Origin of the sequence: Neisseria sp. WLZKY-1 (assembly GCF_046546535.1) — a bacterium.
Taxonomy (GTDB): Bacteria; Pseudomonadota; Gammaproteobacteria; order Burkholderiales; family Neisseriaceae; genus Neisseria.
Window position 1 is genome coordinate 1 of record NZ_JBKGTW010000084.1, and the last position, 4,949, is coordinate 4,949.

Here is a 4,949-nt window from a genome sequence, read left to right on the forward strand (position 1 = left end):
GTTTTTGTCGCAGTGTGAGGCTCGCGCACTCACACTTATCGGTAATCGTTTTGTTAAAGAACAGCGCTGTCAAAGCAGCGAAGACGTGAACTATACAGAACCCGGCAAACCTCAGTCAAGCAGGAAAAACGGAAAAAATAAAGCAAATTCGTCATATCAATGAACAGAAAAGAAATTTTGTTTTTTCATCATCCACCGAAACCTCGTACCACTATTGTTTGTAACGCCGTGCAATTCGAACCGCCCGGCCAAACCACGCCCGCTGAGTCCTTTTATCCGGCATGATTTCGGCGGCAAACTGCCAGTCCTCATATTGCCGCAGCAAGTCTTGCAATTCCCGGTCTTCCACTCCGTTTTGCCGCAACATTTCGATCAGCTCGGAGGCGGTAACGGCTGCGGCTGTTTCATCTTCATCGCCGATAAAGATGCTTTTCAGCAGCGCAAAGCCTTCGGCCAGCGGTTCGCGCTCTTTCAAACGGCCTCTTCTCCACCACCAAACCACGGGCAGCAAGGCCGCGAAAATGCCGACAATGCCCGCCAGCAAAGCCGTACCGAATCGGAAACGTCCCAGCCCCAGCCCGGTGAACAGATTGTTTTGGCTGCTTTCGTCATAATTCACTACCCACTGCTGCCAGTAAAACTGGCCGCTTTCCAGCCAGCCGCCCCACATTTTTCCGTTATGGTTTCCGGCAACCATCGCCCGCTCGCTTTCTGGCAGCGCCTCGTTCAAACCCAAGGTCACGCGTTGCTCGGACACCGCAGCCGTCGGGTCGACGCGCAACCAGGCCTGTTCGCCCTCCAACCAGATTTCCGCCCACGCATGGGCGTTTTTGCTGCGTATCTGCCAAAAATTGCCGTTTTCCTGATAATCCGCTCCGAGATAGCCGGTCACCACCCGCGCGGGCACGCCTGCGGCACGCATCATCACCACATAGCTTTGCGCGTAATGTTCGCAAAAACCCTGCCTGCCCTCGAATATAAAACTGTCGATGCTGTCGGCTCCCCGATACAGAGGCGGCTGCAAGGTATACGCAAACCGTCCATTACGGTAATAGTCCAACACCTTCTGCGAAAACTCTCCGACCGAACGGCTTTGCTGCGCCAGTGTCTGCGCCAGGCGGCGCGTGCGGAAATTGCCCGAATGCGGCAGACGCATATACAGTTTTTTTTCAAATTCCTTCAATTTCTGCGGCAGCATCCCGTCGGCGCGCGACTGCAATTCGATACGGCGCAACCCTTCCCTGCTGCGCACGCGCACCACATCGCCCAAACGCACGCTCATGCCCGAGCCTTCGCGCACGACGGGATAATCCAACGCAGGCACAACGCCTTTCTGATCGCGCAAAATCATCTGATACGACAACTTGAGGCCGTCTGAAATCCCGGGCGCGCTCACCTCCTCGAAATCCGGCATGGCACGCCATGTCTGACCGTCGAAATCCGCCATCACAATGGCACGCCAATACAGCCGCTCCGCACCCGGTTTGAGGCCGTCTGAAAACGTCACATTCGCCACCAGCTCGTCGCTCTGCACCAGATTGCCGATGCTGCCCGGCTGCATCGTATCCGACAAACCCGTCTTCGCCCGCTCCTGCTGCTGGGAAATACTCCACAAAGGCTCGCTGCGGCGCGGCATCACGACAAACAACACGGCCGCCAGCGGCAGCGTCAGACCGAATGCCAGCAAACCCTGTTTCAACGCGCTGCGCGCATCCAGTCCGCATAACACGGCAAAACACAGCCCCACCGCCAGCAGCGCCGCCAGCAGCCACACGCCCGTCAGCAGCGTCTGCCTGAACAGCACCGCCGAGCCGATTAAAAACAGCATCGCCAGCAGCAGCACTTGCCAGTCGCGCATCGTACTGCCCTCAAAAGACTTCAACATCACCATCAACAGCAGAAAGGAAATGCCGCCGTCGCGCCCGATTACCGTGCCCAGCTGCTGCCACACCAGCAAACCCGCCCCCGCCGCCAGCAGCACCACGGCTGCCAAAGGCAGCCTGGCAACGCCCGCGCGCAACAAGGCAAAACGCAGCAGCAGCAAACCGCCGAACACGGCCGTCACCCCCATCGGCAGCTCGGCCAGCAGCGGCAGCGACGACCACAACAGCGCCAGCAGCACCGCCGCCACAACCTTGCGCGGCGGCGCTTCCTGTAAAAAGACGGGATTGGAAATCAGCATAATCGGTAAAGTGTTTTCAGACGGCCGTTGTTTGACAGAGGCCGTCTGAAAACGGCGTTGGTGGTTTTCAGACGGCCTGATGGAATCTTTCGCAAGACGGCGGCACGCGGCTTTTGGCCGGCCGCTTTTCACGCGGGTAAAAAAATAACCGCTGCGAGGCGGTTTTGGGATTTGGTTGCGGGGGCAGGATTCGAACCTACGACCTTCGGGTTATGAGCCCGACGAGCTACCATGCTGCTCCACCCCGCGTCAGAAGTTGCGTACTATACAGACCACCCCAAACACTGTCAAGCGTCTGAAATCGCCCCGAGGGCTTTTTCAGCGGCAGATTGCATATCTTTACAAAACAGGCCGTCCGTTTTGTATCAAACGGCTTTCCAACGCAAAATGCGTATCTCAAAAAGCCATCTGACAAAAGCAACCGCATTTTGAGGCCGTCTGAAACGGGTTTCAGACGGCCTTCATGCTACAATCCGCGCCTTTTGCAAACGTTTGAACGCATTACGGATATGACGAACAGTATTCAGGCTGCATTGGCGCAGCTCAACCAACTGATTTTGGGCAAAGAAGCCGTTTTGAAACAACTGATGGCCTGCATCCTCGCCGACGGCCACGTCCTGCTCGAAGACGTGCCCGGTGTCGGCAAAACCACGCTGGCGCACGGTTTGGCGGCGGTACTGGGCCTGGGTTACCGCCGCGTCCAGTTCACCAACGACATGATGCCCTCCGACCTCTTGGGCGTGAGCGTCTACCGCCCGAACGACGGCAAATTCGAGTTCCATCCCGGCCCCGTGTTCCATTCCTTCCTGCTGGCCGACGAAATCAACCGCGCCTCGCCCAAGCTGCAATCCGCCCTTCTGGAAGCCATGGAAGAGCGGCAGGTGTCGGCCGACGGCAAAACCTACCGCCTGCCGCAGCCCTTTATCGTCGTCGCCACGCAGAATCCCACCGAACAGCTCGGCACGTTTCCCCTGCCCGAATCGCAGCTCGACCGCTTCATGATGCGCCTGAGCATGGGCTACCCCGCACCCGAAGCGGAAAAAGCGCTGTATTTCCAAGGCGACCGCCGCAACGCCCTGCCGCAGATGAAGGCAGTGGCCAACGCCGAAACCCTGCGCGGCTGGCAGCAGCAGGCGGCGCAGGTGCGTTTCGCCCAAGCCGCCGCCGACTATGTCTACCGCCTCGTGGAAGCCACACGCCGACCCGGGCAGTTTGTTACCGGCCTGTCCCCACGCGCGGGACTGGCCGTAGTCAAGGCCGCCAAAGCCTGGGCGTTTATGCACGGGCGCGGCCATGTGCTGCCCGACGACATCAAAGCCGTGTGGATTGCCGTCACCAACCACCGTTTGCAGCCCGTGCAGCAGGGCGCAAGCGCCGCCCAGCTCCTCGCAGGCATCCTCAGCCATGTGGCCGTTCAGTAAACCCATTCAAGCGGCCTCCGTCAGCCGCTCGCCCACCCTCGCCGCCATCCGCTGCCGCCCGACGCGGCCGGGCGCCGGCCTGCTTGTCGTCGTCGTCCTGCTGTGGCTGGTCGGCGTCAACTACCAGGTCAACCTCGCCTACGTCGCCGCCTTCTGGCTGCTGGGCTTTCTCGCCGTCGGCGTCCTCCTCAACCTGCGCCAGCTCCTCGCCCTGCAAATCGACGTCGCCATGCCGCAGGAAGTGTTTGCGGGACAAGACGCCGTGCTGTGCCTGACGGCGGGCGGAGGCGGCCGCAGCCGTTTCCTCTGGCTGTGCAGTGAAGACGACTATCTGGCGCAAAGGCCGTCTGAAAACATCTGGCAGCCCTGGCGCATCGGCCAAAACGGCGGCGCATACGAATGGCGCATCCCCGCCCTGCTGCGCGGCCGCCTGCGCGTGCCGCCACTGCGCACCGCCTCCGTTGCCCCCTTCGGCCTCACCGTATCGCAATGCGTGTGGCACTGGCCGAGCGATGCCGTCGTCTACCCCGCCCCCGTCGACCACGCGCCGCCCGCCGCGGCCCCGCGCGACAGCGGCGACAGCACGGAGCACCGCCCCGTGCAGGGCGGCGACGAACCCGCTTATTTACAGGCATACCAAGACGGCATGCCCGTGCAGCACATCGCCTGGAAAGCCTATGCCAAAACCGGCGAAATGCTGGCGAAACGCTTTGAAGAAGAAGCCCCCGCGGCCGACAAACACATCATCTCCTACCGCGACTACCCCGCCGGCACGCCGAAAGACCGCCTCGCCGGCCTCCTGTGCCGCCGCGTCCTCGACGCCGAGCGTAGCGGCGTGCCCTACATTCTCGAGCTGCCGCAGCGCACCGTCGCCCCGCAAAACGGCCAGCGCGAAATCTGCCTGACCGCCCTGGCCTTGTGGTAAACGGTTTGAGGCCGTCTGAAAGCCGTTTTCCCGTTTTCAGACGGCCTCAAACCGATAAAGCACATAAAGAAAACAATGGATTTCGACCAGACCAATCTGTTACTCGAACAATATATCAACGGCACGCTGCAAAAATACGACCTGCTGTTCTGCCTTTTCGGCAGCGACGGGCGCGAAGTGCCGCCGCAGGAGCGCAGCCGTTTCCTGCTCGAATACCTGCACCGCGTCACCGAAACGCAAGACGGCGGCGCGGAATACGCGGTTATCCTGCATGAAGTGCTGTCGTGCAAAGACCCGCAGACGTCTGAAATGGGTGGCCGTCTGAAATGGGTGGCCGTCTGAAATGGGTGGCCGTCTGAAATGGGTGGCCGTCTGAAATGGGTGGCCGTCTGAAATGGGTGGCCGTCTGAAATGGGTGGCC

4 protein-coding genes and 1 tRNA gene are annotated in these 4,949 nt (G+C 60.4%); 3 read left to right on the top strand and 2 right to left on the bottom strand.

Annotated elements, in window-relative coordinates:
• Positions 1-211 precede the first annotated feature (211 nt).
• Together ACLD9W_RS12055 and ACLD9W_RS12060 are read right to left on the bottom strand one after the other, a co-directional pair.
• The gene (locus ACLD9W_RS12055) at positions 212-2,314 is read right to left on the bottom strand and encodes a transglutaminaseTgpA domain-containing protein (protein WP_410842239.1); all 2,103 of its coding nucleotides are present in this window, start codon (positions 2,312-2,314) and stop codon (positions 212-214) included.
• Positions 2,315-2,354: 40 nt separating this feature from the next.
• A tRNA-Met gene (locus ACLD9W_RS12060) sits at positions 2,355-2,431 on the bottom strand.
• Between the two features lie 260 nt (positions 2,432-2,691).
• Here ACLD9W_RS12060 and ACLD9W_RS12065 point away from each other — a divergent pair.
• The 3 genes from ACLD9W_RS12065 (at position 2,692) to ACLD9W_RS12075 (ending at position 4,870) form a co-directional block, all read left to right on the top strand.
• Positions 2,692-3,603 carry an AAA family ATPase gene (locus ACLD9W_RS12065; RefSeq protein ID WP_410842240.1) on the top strand — a complete coding sequence of 304 codons (912 nt, stop codon included), beginning with the start codon at positions 2,692-2,694 and terminating at the stop codon, positions 3,601-3,603.
• A complete protein-coding gene (locus ACLD9W_RS12070) occupies positions 3,587-4,528 on the top strand; it encodes a DUF58 domain-containing protein (RefSeq protein ID WP_410842241.1) in 942 nt (313 codons plus the stop codon). Before ACLD9W_RS12065 ends, ACLD9W_RS12070 begins: the two co-directional genes overlap by 17 nt.
• A gap of 75 nt (positions 4,529-4,603) precedes the next feature.
• Positions 4,604-4,870 (top strand): hypothetical protein, encoded by a 267-nt coding sequence (locus ACLD9W_RS12075; protein WP_410842242.1) that lies wholly within the window; start codon positions 4,604-4,606, stop codon positions 4,868-4,870.
• Positions 4,871-4,949 lie beyond the last annotated feature (79 nt).

Bases quoted from the DNA above. Each gene is read 5' to 3' on its own strand.
- ACLD9W_RS12065 (WP_410842240.1), top strand. From the start codon at position 2,692: ATGACGAACAGTATTCAGGCTGCATTGGCGCAGCTCAACCAACTGATT.
- ACLD9W_RS12070 (WP_410842241.1), top strand. From the start codon at position 3,587: ATGTGGCCGTTCAGTAAACCCATTCAAGCGGCCTCCGTCAGCCGCTCG.
- ACLD9W_RS12075 (WP_410842242.1), top strand. From the start codon at position 4,604: ATGGATTTCGACCAGACCAATCTGTTACTCGAACAATATATCAACGGC.